This is a genomic window from Desulfurivibrio dismutans, assembly GCF_029210385.1.
Classification (GTDB): domain Bacteria; phylum Desulfobacterota; class Desulfobulbia; order Desulfobulbales; family Desulfurivibrionaceae; genus Desulfurivibrio; species Desulfurivibrio dismutans.
This window is the reverse complement of sequence record NZ_JARGDQ010000004.1, coordinates 111,187-130,559: the sequence shown is the minus strand read 5'-3', so window position 1 is coordinate 130,559 and position 19,373 is coordinate 111,187. Positions and strand designations below refer to the sequence as shown.

Genomic DNA, 19,373 nt, shown 5'->3' with positions numbered 1-19,373 from the left:
TTTATACAAGCCTCTTGTGACTGCTTAGCCGGCCGTTACAGGAACAGTCCGCCCGCCAACGGGCCAAAGCAGCATTAGGGTTCAAAAAAATAGAGAGGAGGATTAACCACATGAAACTGACAGCAACCATTATCACCATCCTGGCCGCCCTGGCCTTCGTAGGTACCGCCATTGCCAGCATGCCCGGCAACACTGCGGAATTCGACGGTGGCCCCATGGGTAAGGTCGTCTTCAGCGGCCAGATTCACGCTGACGCGGGCATGAGCTGCAACGATTGCCACACCGATATTTTTCAGATGAAGCGGGAAGTAAAGATCACCATGGCCGACCACAATGCCGGTAACTACTGCTTCTCCTGTCACCAGGAAGGCGGTAAAGCCTTTGCCGGCGACAACTGCGCCCGCTGCCATCAGAATTAGTTACTGCCGATCGCATTACAAAAAAAGCCGCCCTGGCTCAGGGCGGCTTTTTTTGTTGCGCCACTAAAACACCATTTTTCCCAAGCCTTGCCAGGCCGACGCTCGCTGCTTGTCAGATACCGGATTGCTTGTTATCATAGGCAACTTAGGAGCATTGGCGCAAACAGCGGCCGTCGCCGCTTTCCAAAAATCACCTTAACGGCATTCCGGACCCTGTGGCAACCAAGCGTAACCCCAAAAATCGCGTACGCATCTGGAGCCAGAACCAGCTTTCGCTCTTTTTTCTAGGCATTGCCGGCGGCCTCACCGGTTTGATCGGGACTGTGCTGTTTGTCTACATCACCCTTGATTTACCCGATATCAGCTCCTTGGACAGCTACCAGCCGGCCCAAGCCAGCCTGATCTACGACCGCCATGGAACCGTGGTGGACCGGATTTTTGAGGAAAACCGGATCGTCGTCCCGCTGGCCAAGCTGCCGGAGCAGCTTCCCCAGGCCTTCATCGCCGCCGAAGACGCCCGTTTTTATGAGCACAGCGGAGTGGATGGCTGGTCCATTGTGCGGGCGCTGGTTCATAATCTACGGGCCGGAGAACGCCGCCAGGGGGGCAGCACCATTACCCAGCAGGTGGCCCGGGCCCTGCTGCTCAGCCGGGAAAAGACCTACATCCGCAAGATCCGCGAAGCTATTCTCGCATACCGCATTGACCGACGGCTTAACAAAGATGAGATCCTGCACATTTACCTTAATCACATTTATCTCGGCAGCGGCGCTTACGGGGTGGAAGCTGCCGCCCTTACTTATTACGGCAAAACCGCCGGAGAACTCGAACTGGCGGAAATGGCTCTGCTGGCCGGCCTTCCCCAGGCGCCAAGCCGTTATACTCCTTTCCGGGATTACACCGCCGCCAAACGGCGCCAGGCCTACGTGTTAAACCGAATGGCGGAAGAGGGTTACATCACTCCCACCGCCGCCCGACGAGCCTACCTGCACCCTCTGCTTTGGGCCTCCCCCGAGCCAACTGGACAAGAAAACGGCTATTTTTTACAACAGGTCAGAAACCAGGTAGAGCAAGCTTACGGGCGGGAAATGCTTTACACCGGCGGGTTGCGAATTTACACCGGACTGGACCAGGATCTGCAGCAGCGGGCGGCGGTGGGGGTCGCCCTGGGAGTGGAGAACTGGGAGCGCCGGCAACGGCGGACGGACCAGAAAGATCGGCCCCAGGCGGCCTTGATCGCCATGGAAACCGGTAGCGGCCTGGTCCGGGCAGTAAGCGGCGGCACCGACTTTGCCGCCAGCCAGTTTAACCGCGCCACTCAGGCCCGGCGCCAGCCCGGTTCCGCTTTCAAGCCGATAATTTACGCCGCCGCCCTGGAGCAGGGCATGACCCCGGCCACCATTATTGTCGATGAACCGCTGCGTTTGCCCGGTGCCGACCGTGGCCGGTTCTGGGAGCCTAAGAACTTCAGCAACCGCTTTTACGGCCCCACCACCCTGCGGGATGGCTTGGTCTACTCGCGGAACATCCTGTCGGTCAAGATCATGCAGGAAATCGGTATCTCGCCGGTGGTAAAGCAGGCCCGACAAATGGGAATCAGCAGCCCGCTCAGCAACAACCTCTCCCTGGCTCTGGGGTCGGCGGAGATTTCAGCCCTGGAACTGACGGCGGCCTACGGGGCGTTGGCCAACGGCGGCGTTTACCACCAGCCGGTGTTCATTAAAAGTATTCGGGACAGTAACGGCAGGGTTCTTGAACAGGCCAACCTGAATGGTCGGCGGGCGCTGGACGAGCGTACCGCCTATCAGGTAACCCGGCTGCTGGAGGGCGTGGTCAAAGAAGGAACCGGCCGCAGCGTGGCGGCCATCGGTCTGCCGGTGGCCGGCAAAACCGGCACCACCGACCGTTACATGGACGCCTGGTTCATCGGCTACAGCCCGGAACTGGTTACCGGCGTCTGGATGGGGTTTGACCGGGCCCGTCCCTTGGGCCGCCACGAAACCGGCGCCCGGGCCGCCGCGCCGATCTGGCTGCATTTCATGCAGGGGGTCAAAGCGCAGTTGGCGGGCAAGGATTTTCCCCGCCCGGCCGGGATCGTTCTGGTGCCAATCGATAACGCGGTGGGGCATTTCGAAGAGGAAACGCCGCACCGCGTGACGCTGGAGGCCTTCCGGACCGACAACCTGCCCCCCGCCCTGCTTTCGCCCACCCCGGCAGCGGAGACCCCGCGGCTTAAAAAACTGCGGGAAATGCCGGCGGAAGGCTGAGCTGAACGTTTACAGCCCGTTAAATCAATACTCTGTTGGCCCTGGTGAACGATTACAGCTGCGCTAAACCTGCTGTTTGCGGGGCCGGTTTTTGATATCGTCGATGCCGAAATCAACCACCGTAAAGCTGGCCAGCAGATCCTGGTGCAGCTCTTCGGCCCGGGCCGCATCGTCCATGGTAATACGGATTGACACCCGCTTCTGGCCTTCCGGGGCGTCTTCAAAGGAGGTCAGGATACTGATCACCCGGGCGTCATAACGGCGCAGGCTATCCATGACCTTGGTAACGGAACCAGGCGCGTCGGGCAGATCGAAAACATAACGGCGGGAACCGTCTTTGATCCCGGTGCTGCGCACAAAGGCCCGCAACAGATCGGTTTCGCTGAGCAGGCCGATGAGTCGCCCGGCGTCATCCACGACCGGCAGGCCGGATATCTTGTCTTCCAGCATGATCACCGCCGCCAGTTCCAGGCTGTCCTTGCCCTTGAGGGTGAGAGGCGAGGCGGTCATCACGTCCTTGACCTTCATCTCGGAAAGCAGGTAGTAGAGTTCATGAATATCCAGGGTGGCGGTCTTGGATGGCGAAGCGTCTTTGACATCGCGATCGGTGACAATGCCGATCAGCTTGCCATGGGACACCACCGGCAGACGGCGGATGTTGTTTTCCTTCATGATCCGGGTCGCCCGCATCAGGGAAGTATTTTCATCAACGGTCAAAACATTTTTGGCCATCCAATCTTCAATCAGCATGTTTCCCTCCTAGAAAAATGTATAGACTCGCGCAAACGGCAAAATTGCGACAATACATGATAACGTTAACCCTCGTTTTATAAAGTATTCCGGCCGCCATCGCAAGATCAATAAGCAAGGCAACCGCTGCCGGCAGCGAAAAACGACGGCGGCCAGAATCCGGCCACAAACGACTTGCCAAGAAGCGCACAACCCCGTAAAAAGCCAGGATGCAACAACACGACACACCGAAAGGCCGGCCCGGCAGACCTTTCACCGACCGACAACTTGATCACCTGCTGGGTTTGCTGGAAGGCGAAGAAAACTTTGTTTTCCTGGAGTCGGCCCGGCTGACCGTCGAAAACCGCCGCTCGCTGCTCTTTATCCGACCCCTGAAACGGCTGACCCTGGAGCCCGGCACCACGGCGGCGGATTTTCTGGCTGCCATGGAGGCGGAGTTGCAGCAGGGCCACTTTCTGGCCGGCTGGTTTGCCTACGAGTTCAGCTATCTGCTGGAACCCAAGCTGCGGCGGCTGTTGCCGTCGTCACATCCCCCGCTGGCGGAACTGGGGGTTTTTGCCGCCCCGATGACCTACGACCACGAAAAGGGGGAATGGCTAGATGGCCGCAATCCGGCCGCGGCGCTGCAGAAAAACCCACCGGCCGCTAATAACGCCCAAGTCTCACCTCCTTCGCAAAGTGATCCCGGCCTGGCAACCCATAAACTGCGACTGAATGTAAGCGGCGAGGAATACCGCCACAATGTCCGACGAATAAAGGAGTATATCGCCGCCGGGGATACCTACCAGGTAAATTACACCCTCAAACAGCAGCTGCCCTGCCGGGGCTCCGCCGCCGCCCTTTACTGCGCCCTGCGCCGCAACCAGCGGGTTTCCTACGCCGCCCTGCTCAAGCTGAACGGTCGCCATATTCTTTCGTTGTCACCGGAACTTTTTTTGCGCCGAGAAGGAAATCGGTGCACCGTTCGCCCCATGAAGGGCACCAGCCGCCGGGGCCTGACCCCGGCCGATGATGCCCGCCGGGCGGCGGAGCTGCCGGCGGACCCCAAAAACCGCAGCGAAAACGTGATGATTGTTGATCTCCTGCGCAACGACCTGGGACGAATATGTCTTCCCGGCACCGTTGAGACCCTGGATTTGTTCACCCTGGAGAGCTACGAAACCCTGCACCAGATGACCTCCACCATCCGGGGCGAATTGCGCCGTGAAACCGGGCTGACGGAAATATTTCGGGCCCTGTTTCCCTGCGGCTCGGTGACCGGGGCGCCGAAGCTCAGAACCATGGAGATTATTCACAAGCTGGAACAGGCTCCCCGCGGGGTTTACACCGGCGCCATCGGTTTTATCAGCCCGAAGCGGGAGATGGTGCTCAATGTGCCCATTCGCACCGTTACTCTTGAACAGGGCGTAGCCGAAATGGGCATCGGTTCCGGGGTGGTCTATGATTCGGACCCGGAGCAGGAATGGCGGGAGTGCAAACTGAAAGGTAATTTCCTGAGCCGACCGACCCCGCCTTTTGTGCTCATTGAAACCATACTCTGGCAGCCGGGCGTGGGCTATCGGATGCTGGAGCTGCACTTAACAAGGCTGTTGGCTTCCGCTACCCGGCTGGCTTTTGCCGCCGCCCCGGAAGAGATCCGGCGACTGCTGACCGCCCGGGACGCCGCCTTTACCGCCGCCGCCATGGACGCCCAACGGGTCCGGCTTACCCTGGCCAAGGACGGCACCCTGGAGTTGAGCTACACCCCCTTTTCCGGCCACCCCTGTTTCAACTGGCCGCCAGCGGCCGTCGACCAGGGCAAGACGGCGCCGACCAGCCGCGACGTGGAGCAACCTTTACCCACCGTGGTCATTGCCCCCATTGCCATTGACCCCGACCAGCCACTGCTGTATCACAAAACCAGCCGGCGGGAAGTTTACGACCGGGAGCGGGAAAAAGCCCTGGCGGCGGGACACCGCGAAGTGCTGTTTATCAACACCCGAGGAGAGTTGACGGAAGGGGCGGTGAGCAACCTCTTCGTTCGCCGGCAGAGCCGGCTGCTGACCCCACCGGTAAGCGCCGGCCTACTGGACGGGGTGCTGCGCCGTCACCTGCTGGACCAGCCCCAACCCAAACTGCATGAAGAAACCCTGCGACCAGCGGACCTGCAAGCCGCCGAGGCGATCTTTATCGGCAACTCTCTGCGCGGCCTGACCCAGGTCCGACTGACGGCCTGAGCTGAACTGCCGAACGGTTACAAGCTAGTAAGCGATCATGGGATGCCGCAGGTTGCGGCAGGCGGGACGGCGATGTGTTCATCAGCACGTGAGCCGGCCCGATCGCCGTTTTCGGCGGTGCCCCGTGATCGCTTACGGACTATTTGATCAGGGCCCGGATGATGTCGGCCTTGCCCACCACCCCCACCAGCTTGCCTTGCTCAATGACCGGCAGGGTATGCTGATGTTTTTCAGCCATGATGGTGGCGATTTCATCCAGAGGGGTATCGGGGGCGACGGTGGCAGGTTTGGGAGTGCAGATGTCTTTAACCTTGCCGCCGGCCATTTTGTTCAGTTCCTCTTCCACCTTGCGGCTCCGCTCCAGGAAGATCACCGCCTCCAGCACGGCGATGGCGGTGGGTATATGCAGTTTTTTGGCCTGGTCAATCAGGTCACTTTCGGTCACCACCCCCACCAGGTTGCCCTGTTCATCCACCACTGGCGCCCCGCTGATCCTCTTTTCCCAGAACAGGGCGGCCAGTTTTTCCACCGGCAGATCGGGACTGACGGTAATCACCTCTTGGGTCATGATATCCTTGGCAAGTTGCATGTTTATTTCTCCTTATCTATTGATATCCGCGCAAAAATCAGCCAAACGTGATAAAAATCACAGCCCTTCCCGCTCCCCGGTTTTCGTCAGTCGACCAAAAGCCGCCGGCAGTTTATCCGCCAGTTCCGAGGCGGTAAAGCCGAAATTCAGGCCGCTGGCGGCGGCCAGCAGATCGCCGGCCAATCCGTGTACATAAACCCCCAGACAGGCGGCCTGCCAGGGGGGCAAACCTTGCGCCAGCAGGCTACCGATCAGCCCGGCCAGGACATCGCCCATGCCGCCAGCCGCCATGCCGGGATTACCGGTGGAGTTAACCGCCAGTTGCCCCTCGGGCCCGGCGATCACCGTACCTGCCCCTTTGAGCACCACCCAGACCCGGTGGCGGCCAGCCAGTTCGGCAGCCGCCTGCCACCGGTCCTGCTGCACCTCGGCGGTGGTAACGCCCAGCAGGCTGGCCATTTCTCCCGGATGCGGGGTCAAAATCCGAGTTCCCGGCGGCGCACTTAACAACTCCGGGTCCGCGGCCATGATATTCAGGGCATCGGCATCCAACACCTGGGGCACCGACGGCTGGGCCGGAGTCCGGTAAAGCTGCCGGACCAGGGCGGCGGTTGCCGGCGCCGTGCCCAGTCCCGGCCCCATGACCAGGGCGCTTTTCCCGGTCAAGGCCGCCTGTACCGCCTCCAGATCATCCGCCCCCGCCGCCGTGGGCGAGTTGGGCAAAGAGATGGTCATCAGTTCGGGCAGAGCCGTGGCAAAAATCACCAAAAGGTTCTCGGGCACACAGGCGCTGACCAGGCCAGCCCCGCTGCGCAGCGCCCCCCGCGCCGCCAGCAGGGCCGCGCCGGTCATCCCCCGGGAACCGGCCAGCAGCAGCAAATGCCCGAAACTGCCCTTGTGGGCCGATGCCTGGCGACGCGGCAGCAAAGGGGCCAGCTCTGCGGGGCTCAACAATTCCCGAAAGGGCTCAAGCCGGCGGTAAACTTCCGGCGGGATACCGATATCCACCACCTCCACCACGCCAGCCCACTCCCGGCCGGGAAAGGTTACCAGGCCAGGCTTGGCCAGAGCAAAGGTAACGGTACAATCGGCTCGCACCGCCGCCCCCAGCACCCGGCCGTGGTCGCTGTCCAGGCCGGAAGGGGCATCCACTGCAATCACGGGACCGGAGAAACGATTCAGCAGTTCCACCGCCGCCCGGAAGCGGCCGCTCAACTCCCGGCTCAGGCCGGTACCGAAAATCCCGTCCACCACCAGCCGGGAGGCCAGCACTCGCTCCTGCAAAGCTTGCAGTCGTTGACTATCGGTCACTACCTCCACGGGCACGGACAACTCCCGCAGGGCACTGAAATTGGCGGCGGCATCACCCGTTAACCGTTCCGGCTCCACCAGCAGCAACACCCAAGACCGAGCCCCGCGCTGGTGGAGATGACGGGCAATCACCAGAGCATCGCCGCCGTTGTTGCCGGGCCCGGCCAGCACGGCAATTTCTCCGTCACCCTTAATACCATAGCGGCGAGCCACCACCTCCACCACCGCCCGGCCGGCGTTTTCCATCAACACCAGGCCGGGAACCCCGAAAACGTCCATGGCAAGGCGATCGCCTTCCCGCATTTGCGCAGCGCTGGCCAGTTTCATCATTATTTTCCGTTATTTTCTGTTGCCGGCAGCTTATCGGGCCTGGTAAACGTTTAAGCTGGTGGAGCTAAATTGAGACCCTGCTTTTTTGCCCTGTTGTCTTTTTTTCCACCCTGTGCTAAACAGGACGCCTTGCGGCAACCTTGCCGGATGCTGCCCTTTTCCGGGCGGCGCCAATGCCGACATTCACCAAGAAGCCCCCGTAGCTCAGGGGATAGAGCACAGGATTCCTAATCCTGGAGTCGCAGGTTCGATTCCTGCCGGGGGCACCATTTCTCTATCCATTTTTTTTGACAAAAGAAGTCACGGCCTCCTTATTTTTTTTCGGTTTCAGCGACAAAGGCCTCCAGATCGAGAAAGTAAATCGGTCGTTCCCCTGCCTGCTGACCTGCCTCATCTTCATGCTGTACACTTTCTTCGCTTTCTACTCTTCTTCCGGCCTTTTCTAGGCTCTTTAAGGCGCTGGTCAACTCGTCCGTCAAGCCGGCAAAGTTATCCGCCAAACGCTTAACTTCCCGGAGCATCTCCTCCTGGCGAGCGTCTGCCGTTCTGGTGTTATCCTCCTCCGGGTCTGCGTCCTGCCCCGGAAGTTCCAGGGGCATGTTGAAATAGGAGACGCAATTGCTCCAGAAAGCAGCTATGTCTGCCGGTGCTGTCTCTTTCGCGCGATCGCCGGTCAGTCGCTGCGCCAGGGATCTTACACAACCGGCAGCTTTGGAGTCGGGAAACAGCTTAATGAATGGGCTCTGCCGCTGCATGGAGAGGGAAACGGCTTCATCCTGGAAAACCAGGCCCAGAGGTTCCAGCTCGACACCCAGGTATAAATCAACCGCCGCCCGAAACCTCCGGTAAACCTTCCTCGCGGATTCAAGGTCGGCGCAACGATTTACCACCACCTTGATCCGGCCCTCGTATTTATGATGGTTTAACACCTTGAGCAGGGAATAGGCATCGGTCAGAGAAGTTGGCTCATCGGTGATCACCAGCAGCAACTCGGCGGCGGCCAGGCAAAAGGCAATTACCCGGCGGGAAATCCCGGCCCCGGTATCGAAGAGATAAAAATCGTAACTGCCGGCATCGGCAAAGGCCGCAACCAAAGAATCAAGCCTCTTGGCCCCAAGATTGGCGATGCTTTCGACACCGCTGCTGCCAGGAATAATATCGATCCCTGAGGGGTCATGAATCATGATATCGTGAATGGTCATTTTTCCATTAACGACATCGCCGATATCGGCTTTCGGGTTGATCCCCAGCATAATGTTGATATTGGCCGTACCCAGATCGGCATCAAAGATGCAGGTACGATGGCCGAGTTCCGCCAACTGGACGGCAAGGTTGACCGCCAGGGTGGTTTTTCCGGTTCCTCCTTTGCCACTGGTAACGGCAATGATTCTGCTCATCGGGGCTCCGTAATTTCCTTGTGTTAACCGTTCACCAGGCCCAAGAACCTCCTGCTGAACGTTGATAGCCTCGCAAAAACCCGCCAAGCGGGCTGGTCGGTAACGCGAAAACAAGCAGTTACAAAGCGCACCCCGTCGGCGGCGCGGCTTTTTGCGACGCCGACAACGTTTGTCCTCATTGCGGCGATCAAGCATCAGTAACGGGGGATGGCCGTAATCTGCACCCTGTCGCCTGCGCCGGTAAAATTGAAGGTGATCGCCCCGTTTTGCGCCGAGCGCTTGATTTCCTCGTAACTGGTGGAGATAAAGCGGTGAAAAAGTTCTCGTTCAACCACCTTGGTCTTCATCATGGCAAAGGTCAGTTCCCGGTAAAATTCATACATGCGGTCGATGCGATCTTGTTGACCGATCGGATCAGAGAGCAGGAAACTCCGGCCTTTTTTGAGTTCCTCCATAGAAACCAGACCGGCCTGTTGCCGAAAGCGCGCAACCGCAGCGGCGGACACCACCCGCAGGATTTCCGCCAGAGTGGTGTCAGCCAATTTCAGCAGACCATCATCGAGCAGGGAATGCAGGCCGCCGTTGCCGTTGCCCGCCGCGTTCGGCAAATCACCCCCGCCGTCTCGCCAGGCGGCTGCTTCAGTAACATCGAGCACCAGCAGTTCGGAAAGTATCGTACGGCCTTTAAAACCGGTGAAATCGCAAACATCGCAACCTTTTCCCCGAAAAAAAGTGAGTTGGGAGGGGTAATCGGCAAACAGCCGGCCCCACTCTTCAGCTTCAGGAATATAGGTGCCGCGGCAGGAAGGGCAGATCCGCCGCACCAGCCGCTGGACCAGCACACAGCTTAGGCCGGCGGCAATCTCGGTACGGTTGATACCGGCGGCCTCAAGGCGAGCCAGGACCTCCAGACTGTCGGCCGCCGGCATCGAACTCAAAAAAAGCGGGCCTTTGGGCGCTACATCAAACCCCAGACGAATCGAATCGTAATCGCAAAGCTTATCGAGCATTACGACATCGGGGGCAAGCGGCAGGAAAGAGCGCAGCAACCGTGCCGCCGTCAACCCTCTTTCCGGGTTGACGGCCACTTGCATGACTCCGGGCAAACGGCCGGCAATCGGATCCTCGGCCGTGATTATTTTGCGGGAAGGGGCCCGCAGAAATTCCAGGGCGGCGTAGAGGGTGGTGGTCTTGCCGCTGCCGGGAGGGCCGGCAACCAGGATCAATCCCGTCTTACTGCTCAGAAAAGTCTTCAAAGACTGCAAAACCCGGGGGGAATGGTCGAGCATGTCCAGGCCGGGCCGGACTTGGCACGCATCAAGAATTCTAATGGTGCAATTTTCGCCGTTGATGGAGGGGCAGGTGGCCAGTTGCAACAGAAGATCGTCCTGACCAGACAGGGACGGTTCGGAACAGACAAAACGAAAAACACGGTTTTGGGGCCGATGATGCCTGGATAGATCAAGGTTGGCCAAAGCTTTAAGGCAGGAAACAAAGGCGTCCGGCTGGACCTGGATTTTTTCCTGCAGCCAGCCCGGTTCCAGCTCGCGAAGTACACCGTCTATACGGTAACGCAGCTTTCCCCTACCCTGTTCCTGCTCAAAATGAATCTCGCTGGCCCGGTGCTTAATGCCAGAGGAGATAACGGCATTGACCAAGTCTTTGTGGTCAAGGAAGTCGACCGAACCGTCAGAGTGGACGTTTGGGGGGGGGCCCGACGGCTCCGGATTCTGGCCGGACGTGCTGCCAGTCGTATGTTGACCGCGTGATGCGGGCGCCATGGTGTCGGCTCGCAAACCGGTAGTTGGCAGTCCCTTAATCGGACGCTGGTAAAGATCGTTATAAAGTTCGGCGAATTTTCCCTCGTCAATCAGAACCCACGAGATATAAAAGGGCTCATAAGTCCTCTTCAGACTTTGGACGACGTCCCTGCGCTCGGAATCAATGACAGCAACGGTGAGTTCCTGGCCGCTGAATGAAAGCGGCAGGACGAAATGTTCTTGCGCGTATTCCGGGCTGATAAAGACCGTCAGCAGGTGTTTAGCACCTTCAGCATATGCAAAATCATCAAGCGATCGGCAAGCAAAGTCCGCCATTCCAGCGCCGTCGGCACGCTGAACAGGAAAATCCGCTTGGGAGCTTAGCACTTTATGGCAGGGCCGCTTCATCCTGCTATCCTGTAATAACATTTTTGGTTCTCGGCAACCGGTGCGTCCCATGTCTTTTGGAGGTTAGACATTTTTTGCCAATGACTGTTTCAGGCCGCCTAAGAAAAGTTTTCACCGGCCCCAGGCGGTGCCGCTGACCGTAACCCGAAGCCGGGAAGTACCGGCCTCCACCGCCGGTTCCACGGGCTGGCTCAACGACAGGGCTTCGGCTCGCAGCAGGGGCTGCACCGGCTGGTGACGTTCGTCATCGATCCGGACTTCATGGGGCCGCCAAACCCGACCTCCGAGCCTCTTTACCGCCGCTTCGGCTTGGCCACGCCAAGCGTCGACGGCCCTCTCGGTGAGAGCCGCCCGCAGCCGCTCCTTTTTTTGCTCGGAGACGGTAAAGTGCAGGCCGGTAAGCTGCAAATCAAAGGCCTGCAACCGCCCGATCAGTTCCACCGCCCTTTCCACCTCGGTGCTCTCAAGCTGCAACGACTGTCGAACCCGCCAGCCCACCCTTTCATTTTTACCGTCCTGACGCTGGTAAACCGGCTGGGTGGCGTAGGCGGCGCTACTCACCTTGACCTCAGGGTAACGGTCGGCCTCGCCCAAGGCCCGACGCATGAGGTTGGCCACCGCCACCGCCAGCCGGGCGCTGTCCGGACCACTGCGCTCCACCACCAGCACGGCCGTCAGCAGGTCATTGACCGTTTCTTGCTCCGCCCAGGCGCTGAGCTGCACCGTAAAGCCGTCATCCGGCCCAAGCGGGGCGCGGCTGGCCCCCGCCGCCAAAGGAACCAGCACCAGCAAAGCAATCACCACCGCCAACAACCATGGTAAATTTTTCATTAAGAACCTCTTCCGTCCGCCCCCAACAAACTTGCTCATCCAATACCTCTGCCCTCATGTGCACAACAGCAAACAGCGCCTGGGACGGGCAGCGGCAACCACTTAACAGCAACATCCATGATGCAGCATCCAACCAACAAAATCATCCCTTAAATTCGACTGGACCAACAAAAAATTTGCCATCACAAAAACGATCCAGAAAATTATTTGCCAAAAAAACATTATTCTTATACATTGATAAATCTTTACAAGAGAATAACTTTTTGACATCACAACAAAATAGAGCATAACGGCTCGTCCCGTAATCCAGCCAATCCCCCAAAAGGCCCAGCCGGCAAAATTCCAGATCCGTTGCCCGAGGAGAAGATCACCATGCAGATTGAAGCCAGCCAAAACGACAATAAGGTTTGCATCTCCCTGGAAGGGGTTGTTGACGAGAAGGGGGCGGAAGAACTGAAAAAGAGGATCAAACAGCTGCCCCTGGACAGTATTCAGGAAGTGGAGATCGACTGCAGCCGAGTCAAACATATCGGCAGTTCGGGAATCGGCAAAATCCTGTTGCTTTACAAACACCTGGCCAGCAATGGCGGCAAATTGCGGGTAGTCAATCTTTCCGGACCGCTGTTCGAACTGTTTTCCGAACTAAAGATGGACACCCTGTTCAGTATCACCCGCCAAAGCTGAGCGGGAGGGAGGAAGGACAGTCATGCTCAAAAACCTGAACCGAACAATCGACTCGCTGCTCGACCGTTTTACCATCAAACAGCAGATAAGCGCCGGCTTTATTCTGATGATCGGCATCCTGATGCTCAGCGGACTGGCCAGTTATATCGGGGTCAACTTTATTATCCGGGACGCCAACGAAGTGGCCGACAGCAACCGGCTGGACGCTGAACTGGCCCAGCGAGAGGTCGACCACTTAATGTGGGCCAACCAGCTCAACAGCCTGTTCACCGACGATTCGGTTACCCAGTTGCAGGTTTCAACCGACGACCGCCAGTGCGCCTTGGGCCGCTGGCTGTATGGTTCAGCCCGGCAAGAGGCTGAAGAGCTGCTGCCCAGCCTGGCCCCCATGCTGCGGGAACTGGAACAACCACACTTCCGTCTTCACCAGTCGGCGGCCCGCATCGAAGCCCAGTTCCGCCCGGCGGACCACCACCTGACCAACTATCTGCGCAACATCAAGGTCCGCCACCTGGAATGGCTACATACCGTTAAAGACGCCCTGATGGATCCCGAAATTGCCGCCGCCCGGGTGCAGACCGATGCCCGCCAGTGCGCCCTGGGCCGCTGGCTGTATTCAGACGAATTCCGGCAGCGGCAGAGGCAAAACCCGGAGTTGGCCGCCTTCTGGCAGGAGATTGAAGAACCCCACCAGCAGTTGCATGAAAGCGTAATCCGGATCAACGAGTTACTGGCCGAGGACCGGCGCCAGGACGCCATCGAACACTTCCGTGAGATCACCCTGCCGGCTGGCGAAGCCACCCTGGCCGCCATCGACAAAGCTCTGGCTTGGCTGGATGACAACCTGGCTGGCTACCAGGCGGCCCAGACCACTTACACCCGGGAAACCCTGGCTGCCCTGGCCGAAGTGCAGAGCATTCTGCACCGGATCAGGGAACACGTGGCGGCCAACCTGATTTCCGACGAAGGGCTGCTGCACACCGCCTGGGGACTCAAGGTCCGGATGGGGCTGGTGATCATGCTGGGCCTGGCCGTGGGCCTGGGGATCACCTGGCCCCTGACCATCCGGCTGTCCCGCACTTTGGAAAGAGCGGCCCGGGAGGTGGAAAACAGTTCCAGCCAGGTTGCCATCGCCGCTGAGGAAATTGCCTCCAGCAGACAGTCACTGTCCGACACCGCTTCCAACCAGGCCAGTTCCGTGGAAGAAACCTCCGCCGCCCTGGAGGAAATCGCCGCCCAAAGCGCCCAGACCGTAGAACTTACCGAGGGTTCGGAAAAACTGATGAAGGAAAACATCAAAAAATCCGGCCAATCCCTCAAGGCCCTGGCTGAACTGACCCAAAGCATGACCCAGATCGAAAAGGACAGTGGCCAGATCCGCTCCATCATCGCCACCATCGACTCCATCGCCTTCCAGACCAACCTGCTGGCCTTGAACGCGGCGGTGGAAGCAGCCCGGGCCGGTGAGGCCGGCGCCGGTTTTGCGGTGGTGGCCGACGAGGTGAAGAACCTGGCCATGAAAACCGCCCAGGAGGCCAATCAGATACAGCAACTGCTGGACACCACCGTGGCCCGGATCACCTCCTGTGCCGGTTCACTGAAGGAAATTAACCATGATTTCGATGATATCGTTGAAACCGCCACCACCATTGGCGATAAGAACTCCGCCATCACCGAGGCCACCGAACAGCAGGCCCAAGGGGTGCAGCAGATCACCGAAGCCACCCATGAAAGTTCCGACTCCACCCAGCGTATCGCCGCCGCCGCCGAAGAGTCCGCCGCCGCTTCGGAAGAGTTGAGCGCCCAGTCGGAAGAACTTAAAAAGGTGGTGACTGAACTGGAGAAGATGGTATTTGGCCGCAAGCGGCAACAATCATCCGCCTACCCCGCCGCTGCGAGCCACGATCCCGACGATGATTGGGACTGGCAGCCAGAAGGGCCGACGGAGCGCCCGCGGCTTGGGCATAAGTCATAAGCTCCTTAACGCCCCGGCTTAGCCGGGGCAGCTAACAAACAACAAAAAAAGCCCCTGATTATCTAACGGTTGGATAATCAGGGGCTTTTTTTGTTTTGCGACTGAAATTAAACCCGATTTGCTCAGGCGATTTCCACCAGTTCAATATCAAAGTTCAAATCTTCACCGGCCAAGGGCGGATTGGCGTCGAGTTTGATGGATTCCTCGGACACATCCACCACCTTGACCACCACGTTCTCGCCATTGGGACCGCTCATCTGCAGGCTCTGGTCCACCTCCGGGTTCAGATCCGGCGGTACCTGGCTGCGGGGCACGTCGATGATCAGCTGATCCATGCGGGGACCATAAGCCTTGTCCATGGGGATGGTCACGTTTTTGCTTTCCCCCACCGCCATGCCGCTAACCGCCTCTTCAAAGCCGGGGATCACTTCGCCGTTGCCGATGGTAAATCCCAGGGGCTCTCGCCCGTCGGAGGAATCAAAAACGGTGCCGTCGGTCAGTTTCCCGGTATAGTGGATCTTGACGCTGTCGCCTGATTTAGCCTGAGTCATAACTGCTTCTCCTTTCTTTTAGGGTTCACGGCGCCGCCCCGCAGGACGGCAACCTGATTTCGTCGAGCATTATAACATATCGACCCAGGAATCACACCCCCTCGGGCAGGGGCTGCTTGTCCGGCCTCCGACGCCGAATCAGCCGGCTCAGGGCTTCTTCGATATCTTCCGTAGCGATGGGTTTTTCGATAAATTCGTGCACCCCCAAACGAAAAGCCTCGGCCAACACCTCTTCGTCCATGTAGGCGGTCAACAGAATTTTCTGCGCTTCCGGCTGCATATCTTGCAGAACACGCAAAAAATCCAGCCCACTCATGCCTGGCAGACGAAAATCGGTGATCACCACGTCGAAATCCCGCACCCGAACCAGTTGCAGGCCCTCTTCGGCGCTGGCCTGCACCTCCAGGCGGCAGCCTTCATTGGCAAAAAACAACTCCAGGGAATCACGGATCAGCTCGTCATCTTCCACCAGCAGCAGATTGAGTTGCCGCAGAACGGCAAAGAGGTCGTCTCGGTTCTGGAGCAGCATCACGATTATCCTCCTGCATCGGCCTTCGCCGCCCGGAGCGGCACCGTCGTTCCAGGCCAGGCTTTCTTCCTGGCAAATCATCGCACATTTGCCACCATTCTGTCATTTTTTTTGTAAGCGCTCCCTCACCCTCAAACCGCGGAGGCGGGCAAATAAATCCGGAAACAGGCGCCGCCCAGCTTACCAGCGCACGTCTCCAGGGAACCGCCATGGTCGTTAATGATGCGGTGGCTGATGTTCAGCCCGATCCCGGTACCCTCCGGCTTGGTGGTGAAAAAAGGATCCATGATCTTCTCTTGCACCCCCGGGGCAAGCCCCGGGCCGCTGTCATCGACCAGGAGTTCCACCCCGTCGGCCAGGACCCGGGTGGTGATTTTCAGCCGCCGGACAGCTTCCCGCGGCAGATTCTCCATGGCCTCGGCACTGTTGGTCAGCAGGTTGAGCACCACCTGCTCGATCTGGCCGGGGTCAAGCCTGCAGGGGGGCAACGACGGAGCCAGTTCCACCTCCAGGCCGATCCGGTGCTTGCTTAAAAAAACGCCGGCCAGTTCCAACGCCTCGGAAACCGGTTCATTGAGTGACATGGCTCGGGGATGAAGCTGCCCGGGCTTGGAGAAATCCATCACCCGCTTGACAACCGCCTCGATCTTGCCGGAAGCGGTGGCCAAACGGCGGAAAATATCCTCCACCTTACCCCGATGTTGCGGCTGATCATAGATCTGCCGCAGAGTGGCCAGGGAAATATTGATACCAGAGAGCGGATTGCGAATCTCATGGGCAATGCCGGCGGCCACCCGGCCCAGGGAAGACATCCGGTCCTGCAGACGCAGCAACCGCTCCAGCTCTTTGATGCGGGTAATCTCCATCATGCTGATCAGCACGGTCTTGCGGCCCTGAAAATCAATGGGCCGGGCCCGGCAATAGACCCATACCAGAGCAGTGTCATCCAGCCGACCACCGGTGTAAAGCCGAAAATCAAGGTCCACCTGGGGGGCGAGACCAACGCTGATCTTACGGTAACTCTCCCGCACTTTTCCCCGATCTTCGGGGTGAACCGCCGTAAACTCCTCCAGGTTGAAGGAACGGGGCAGTCGCCCCAACAAGCGCTGCTGTTCCGGGTTTTGAAAAATTATCTCGCCGTCCTGGATCAGCATGATCCCCACCAGGGAGTTTTCCACCAGTTCCCGGAAGTTCTGCTCACTTCGGCGCAGGGCCTCTTCGGCCCGCTTGCGTTCGGTGATATTGATGGCGATTTCCATCCGTACCAAGCGGCCGTCAAACCAGTGAATGGCCCGGCCGATGGCCAGGTACCAGGCGTTATTCCAGGGGTTGCGAAACTCGCGTATCACCGGCGGGCCGGGCTGGCCGGCAGTGTCCAGGAGAATCCGGTTGGTGCAGAACAGGCAGGGGCCAGGGCGGCCGGCACCGGCCTGCTCATAACATTTCCCGCCCACCACCGAGGCGTCGAAGCTGCCCCGGTCACGGCCGGTGAGAGCTAGAATTTCGTGGGTATCCATATCCGCCACATAAACTCCGCCGTCGATGGCCTGAAAAACCGCGAACACTTCATCAACCTGGCGCCGCAGAGCCGCTTCCATTTGGCGCTGCTTCTCCCGACGCTCCCGCCGGAGCAGGCGGCGAAAATACCAGCCGGCCCCCCCTGCCCCCAGGCCGCCGCCCAGAAGCAGGGCCAGCAGCAAGCCGGCAGTCATCAGAAGGTCCCCATACCGCTGAACTCCTGCCAGGCAACCCAGGCCGCCTTCAACGGGCGCTGTTCAGCGTATTTTTCATAATCCACCAGATAACAGCCTTCCCGGTTATGCCACAGACGATGGAAGAAGTCGTGCACCGCAACGGCCACCGGCGCGGTGGCGGCAGCCCTGATTTCCAGGCAGCTCTCCAGGTTATAGCCGGTCAGGTTGCGGCGAGTCAGGTTGGCGGAGCCGCCAATGATCGTGACCCGGCCGGCCGGGGCCCTCTCCCCGTCGGCGGGGGCCCGCTCGATCATGGTCATTTTGACATGAAACTGTTCGCCTCGGGTGTTGTACCAGCGAACCCTCAGTTTTTCTCCCCCCCGAGCTTTGAGCCAGGCCGCCGAGCTGCGGTTGGGAATACCGTGCTTGTCACGGCCAAAAGCGTCGCGGCTGGGATCCAGCAGCAACCGCACGGCGACACCGCGCCGGGCGGCGACGGCCAGAGCGGCCATGACCCGCCGGTCGGCAAGATAAAACTGCGCCACCCAGATCCGGTCCCCCGCCCGGGTGACATTAAGCGCCTGCAGTAGAGCCTCGCCGATGGCGCTTTCAGTGAGCAACCGCACCACCGGCTCCAGGGCCGCAACGTCGTCCACCGCTTCACCGTCCCGGTCATCCAGCGCCAACGGTGAAGCGACCGGTAAAGTGCCGCGGGGCAGGATAAAATCATGGCCGGAAAAGCGGGCGGTGGCCACTTCAGCGGCGGCCAGATCAGCAATGATCCCCCCCCGGACCAGAAAGGCGATGTTGCTGTGCCGGGCCGAGGCATCATGAATGTTGCGGGAGCTTACCAGCGCCAACTGTTCGGTGATCAACAGCTTGCGATGATTGGCCTTAAAGTTGAGCAGACGCAAATAGGAGGCCAGGTTCATGCCCGGTGCGCCGGCGGCGAAGATATTGGGCAGCCGCCCCCGGCCGCCGGGCTTGAACCATTGCAACAGGGGGCGCCAGAGCCCCGAGTAAGCCGGGTTGGAATCGGGCAGGCGGGCAAGGTCCACCACCACCACCTCCACGCCGGCGGCGGCTAGCCGCGCCAGATGCGGCTCCGGGTAAGATCCGTAGCCGGTGTTGATCTCATCGCAGATAAAAAGCACCGCCAGTTCGGGGCGACGCCGCCGGGCAACAAGCAAGGCCTCGGTGAGGCGAGCCACGGGGGAAGTGAGTTCCGGGCCTAAAACCTGGTCGCCACCGATATCGTTAAAAAGAAAGAGGTCGATGATGATAAAGTATTCAGCCTGCTCAACAGCGGCCAGCATGGCCGGCAAAATATGCTGCTCATGGACCGGATGCCCATCACGCTCGTAGGTGACATCAAAAAAAAACTCCAGCGCCGCCGCCCGACGCCAGGGACCGGTAATGGCAAACCCGGCCGCCGGGCGCCGGGTCAGACCGTAAATGGCGCCCGCCAGCCATAGGATAAAAAAAACCAGCAACAGTATCTTCATGACTCTCTCCCGGTGGTTTTTTACAGCTTGTTGTACCGGGCCGCCGATGTCAAGGGCCAAGAGATAAACGATCACGGGGCACCGCTTCTTGCAGCGCCCCGTGATCAATTACGCCAAGAGGTATGGACTTATCGACTACCTGTCCGGTATAGTGCCC

At 59.3% G+C, this 19,373-nt stretch carries 15 protein-coding genes, 1 tRNA gene and 1 pseudogene; 6 read left to right on the top strand and 11 right to left on the bottom strand.

Features of this window, described 5'->3' with window-relative positions:
- Positions 1-110 precede the first annotated feature (110 nt).
- Both P0N66_RS05895 and P0N66_RS05890 read left to right on the top strand, forming a co-directional pair.
- Positions 111-419, top strand: coding sequence for a c(7)-type cytochrome triheme domain-containing protein (locus tag P0N66_RS05895; protein ID WP_275803263.1), 309 nt, complete (start codon positions 111-113; stop codon positions 417-419).
- A 215-nt stretch (positions 420-634) separates the two neighbouring features.
- Complete coding sequence (locus P0N66_RS05890; RefSeq protein ID WP_275803261.1) at positions 635-2,686, top strand: penicillin-binding protein 1A; 2,052 nt, start codon at positions 635-637, stop codon at positions 2,684-2,686.
- A gap of 63 nt (positions 2,687-2,749) precedes the next feature.
- Here the strand turns inward: P0N66_RS05890 and P0N66_RS05885 are convergent, their stop codons facing one another.
- Positions 2,750-3,436, bottom strand: coding sequence for a CBS and ACT domain-containing protein (locus P0N66_RS05885; RefSeq protein ID WP_275803259.1), 687 nt, complete (start codon positions 3,434-3,436; stop codon positions 2,750-2,752).
- Between the two features lie 209 nt (positions 3,437-3,645).
- Here P0N66_RS05885 and pabB point away from each other — a divergent pair, with 209 nt between their 5' ends.
- On the top strand, positions 3,646-5,652 hold the full coding sequence (gene pabB, locus P0N66_RS05880; RefSeq protein ID WP_275803257.1) for an aminodeoxychorismate synthase component I: 2,007 nt from the start codon (positions 3,646-3,648) through the stop codon (positions 5,650-5,652).
- 139 nt (positions 5,653-5,791) lie between these two features.
- Here the strand turns inward: pabB and P0N66_RS05875 are convergent, their stop codons facing one another.
- On the bottom strand, positions 5,792-6,241 hold the full coding sequence (locus P0N66_RS05875; RefSeq protein ID WP_275803255.1) for a CBS domain-containing protein: 450 nt from the start codon (positions 6,239-6,241) through the stop codon (positions 5,792-5,794).
- A 57-nt stretch (positions 6,242-6,298) separates the two neighbouring features.
- Positions 6,299-7,882 carry an NAD(P)H-hydrate dehydratase gene (locus P0N66_RS05870; RefSeq protein ID WP_275803253.1) on the bottom strand — a complete coding sequence of 528 codons (1,584 nt, stop codon included), beginning with the start codon at positions 7,880-7,882 and terminating at the stop codon, positions 6,299-6,301.
- A gap of 193 nt (positions 7,883-8,075) precedes the next feature.
- On the opposite strand from P0N66_RS05870, the gene P0N66_RS05865 reads away from it, so the two are divergent.
- Positions 8,076-8,151: transfer RNA gene (locus P0N66_RS05865), tRNA-Arg, on the top strand.
- 42 nt (positions 8,152-8,193) lie between these two features.
- Here P0N66_RS05865 and P0N66_RS05860 read toward each other — a convergent pair.
- From P0N66_RS05860 to P0N66_RS05850, 4 genes and pseudogenes are all read right to left on the bottom strand, one after another.
- Positions 8,194-9,279, bottom strand: a complete 1,086-nt coding sequence (locus tag P0N66_RS05860) for a MinD/ParA family protein (protein WP_275803251.1) — start codon at positions 9,277-9,279, stop codon at positions 8,194-8,196.
- Positions 9,280-9,473: 194 nt separating this feature from the next.
- Positions 9,474-10,937, bottom strand: a complete 1,464-nt coding sequence (locus tag P0N66_RS05855; RefSeq protein ID WP_275803248.1) for a GspE/PulE family protein — start codon at positions 10,935-10,937, stop codon at positions 9,474-9,476.
- Between the two features lie 177 nt (positions 10,938-11,114).
- Positions 11,115-11,375 (bottom strand): annotated as a pseudogene (locus tag P0N66_RS12905) (GspE/PulE/PilB domain-containing protein); the annotation flags it as partial.
- A gap of 183 nt (positions 11,376-11,558) precedes the next feature.
- The gene (locus P0N66_RS05850) at positions 11,559-12,278 is read right to left on the bottom strand and encodes an SIMPL domain-containing protein (protein ID WP_275803246.1); all 720 of its coding nucleotides are present in this window, start codon (positions 12,276-12,278) and stop codon (positions 11,559-11,561) included.
- Positions 12,279-12,650: 372 nt separating this feature from the next.
- On the opposite strand from P0N66_RS05850, the gene P0N66_RS05845 reads away from it, so the two are divergent.
- Positions 12,651-12,962, top strand: coding sequence for an STAS domain-containing protein (locus tag P0N66_RS05845; protein ID WP_275803244.1), 312 nt, complete (start codon positions 12,651-12,653; stop codon positions 12,960-12,962).
- 22 nt (positions 12,963-12,984) lie between these two features.
- Positions 12,985-14,937 (top strand): methyl-accepting chemotaxis protein, encoded by a 1,953-nt coding sequence (locus P0N66_RS05840; protein ID WP_275803242.1) that lies wholly within the window; start codon positions 12,985-12,987, stop codon positions 14,935-14,937.
- Positions 14,938-15,059: 122 nt separating this feature from the next.
- Here P0N66_RS05840 and P0N66_RS05835 read toward each other — a convergent pair whose 3' ends face one another.
- The 4 genes from P0N66_RS05835 to P0N66_RS05820 form a co-directional block, all read right to left on the bottom strand.
- Positions 15,060-15,488 (bottom strand): FKBP-type peptidyl-prolyl cis-trans isomerase, encoded by a 429-nt coding sequence (locus P0N66_RS05835; RefSeq protein ID WP_275803239.1) that lies wholly within the window; start codon positions 15,486-15,488, stop codon positions 15,060-15,062.
- Between the two features lie 91 nt (positions 15,489-15,579).
- Positions 15,580-16,098 carry a response regulator gene (locus P0N66_RS05830; RefSeq protein WP_275803237.1) on the bottom strand — a complete coding sequence of 173 codons (519 nt, stop codon included), beginning with the start codon at positions 16,096-16,098 and terminating at the stop codon, positions 15,580-15,582.
- 50 nt (positions 16,099-16,148) lie between these two features.
- Positions 16,149-17,729 (bottom strand): two-component system sensor histidine kinase NtrB, encoded by a 1,581-nt coding sequence (locus P0N66_RS05825; protein ID WP_275803235.1) that lies wholly within the window; start codon positions 17,727-17,729, stop codon positions 16,149-16,151.
- On the bottom strand, positions 17,729-19,216 hold the full coding sequence (locus P0N66_RS05820; protein ID WP_275803233.1) for a phospholipase D-like domain-containing protein: 1,488 nt from the start codon (positions 19,214-19,216) through the stop codon (positions 17,729-17,731). The genes P0N66_RS05825 and P0N66_RS05820 overlap by 1 nt, the downstream gene beginning before the upstream one ends.
- Positions 19,217-19,373 lie beyond the last annotated feature (157 nt).